Below are 1823 nucleotides of genomic sequence, written 5' to 3' on the forward strand. Positions count from 1 at the left end.
GCTTCGCCGGGACCGTGCGCCGCCTGGAGCAGCACGGCGTCGAACGAGGCGTCACGGTCTACGACGACTACTCGCACCATCCGACGGAGGTGCGGGCGGCGCTCGAGGCCATGCGCAGCATCGCGGGGTCGGGACGGATCATCGCGATCCAGCAGCCGCACACCTACTCCCGCACACAGCACATGTATCAGGAGTTCGCCGACGTCCTCGAGGAGTTCGCCGATCACACGGTGATGCTCGACGTGTACGGCGCTCGCGAAGACCCCGTCCCCGGTGTCACGGGCGAGCTGGTGAGCACGGCGTTCCGCGATCCGTCGCATGTGCACTTCGTCGCCGACTGGCAGCAGGCGGCCGACTACACCGCCGCGGTGGCCCGTGACGGCGACTTCGTCGTGACGCTCGGCTGCGGCAACGTCTACCAGATCATCCCGCAGGTCCTGGATTCGCTGCGCCGGACCGACGAGGCGTAACGATGCGCCGTCCCGCACCGCTTCCGTCCGCCCCGGAGGACCCGGCGGAGAAGGGCGCCGCGCCGGAGATGCGGGCACGTCCGCGGGCGCGGAAGGATGACGTCGTCGGAGTGCCGGACGAATCGGAAGGTTCGATCCCGGAGCTCCCGGCCCCCGACGCAATCGCGGGTACCGTCGGCGACGGTCCCGAGCCGACCTCGACGCGCGACGTGTGGCGCGCGGCACGGGCCCGTCGCAAGGCCCTCCGTTCAGAGATCAGGCGCTTCACGCAGCGCTCCCGGCGTCGGCGGATTGTCTGGCTGAGCAGCATCGGCGCCGTGGTCCTGCTGATCGGGGGCAGTGTCGCGGCCGCGTACAGCCCGTTGTTCGCCGTGGAGAAGATCTCCGTGGTCGGGGCCGCGAGCCTCGACCCCGCCGCCATCGAGGCGGCCCTGGGCGACCAGCTCGGCACACCACTGGCGCTCGTGGACACCAGCGAGGTGAAGGCTGCGCTGCTGGCGTTCCCGCTCATCGAGACGTACGCACTCGAAGCGCGTCCTCCGCACGACCTCACGGTGCGGATCGTGGAACGCACGCCGGTCGGCGTCATCCGATCGGGTGCCGGGTACACCCTCGTCGATGCCGCGGGAGTCGCTCTCTCGACCACGTCCGATCAGCCGGCGGGACAGCCGGTGATCGAGGTCGACGGCGGCGTCGAGTCGCGTGCTTTCCAGAGCGCGGGTCTCGTCGTGCGCGCGCTGCCGGCAGATGTCCGCGCTGCGCTCACGGGTGTGCGTGCGACGACCGCGGACGATGTGACCCTGACCCTCGATTCCGGGCTGACCGTGGTCTGGGGAAGTGCGGAGGAGTCTGCGCTCAAGGCGCTCGCCCTCTCGGCAGCCATGGTCAAGAACCCGGACGCCGCCTCCATCGACGTCACTTCTCCTGAGGTGGCCGTCGTCGGCTGACGCCTTTCGAGGTCGAGCCGACGGCTTTCCCGGGGGGAATGGCGCGACACGCCCAGGCGATTGCGCGCGCGCAGGCAGGCGGCGCTTACCTTCGATCAAAGAGAACGCAATACCGGGAAATACTTTACACCTCTAGTTGAGGTTTAAGGTTCACCCTTTTCCAGGCTCGAATAATCGGAGGCCGGCCATGAGCCAGAACCAGAACTACCTCGCCGTGATCAAGGTCGTCGGCGTCGGCGGTGGCGGCGTCAATGCCGTCAATCGCATGATCGATCTCGGTCTCCGCGGAGTCGAGTTCATCGCCGTCAACACCGACGCGCAGGCGCTGCTGATGAGCGACGCCGACGTCAAGCTCGATGTGGGCCGTGAGCTCACCCGCGGCCTCGGTGCCGGCGCGGGCCCCGCA

General features: G+C 68.8%; 2 protein-coding genes and 1 pseudogene. All 3 read left to right on the forward strand.

Annotation, left to right across the window (positions count from 1 at the left end; translation table 11 throughout):
• A partial coding sequence (locus ACNPM4_RS16925) for a glutamate ligase domain-containing protein (RefSeq protein WP_448986458.1) occupies positions 1 to 470 on the forward strand: 470 nt, incomplete at its 5' end.
• Between the two features lie 2 nt (positions 471 to 472).
• Entirely contained in the window at positions 473 to 1417 is a 945-nt protein-coding gene (locus ACNPM4_RS16930) for a cell division protein FtsQ/DivIB (RefSeq protein ID WP_448986459.1), read from the forward strand.
• 187 nt (positions 1418 to 1604) lie between these two features.
• Positions 1605 to 1823 (forward strand): annotated as a pseudogene (locus ACNPM4_RS16935) (cell division protein FtsZ); the annotation flags it as partial.

The sequence above is a fragment of the Microbacterium umsixpiens genome (genome assembly GCF_053543675.1).

Excerpts from the sequence above, each read along its gene's own strand:
- ACNPM4_RS16930 (WP_448986459.1), top strand. The coding sequence starts at position 473 with ATGCGCCGTCCCGCACCGCTTCCGTCCGCCCCGGAGGACCCGGCGGAG.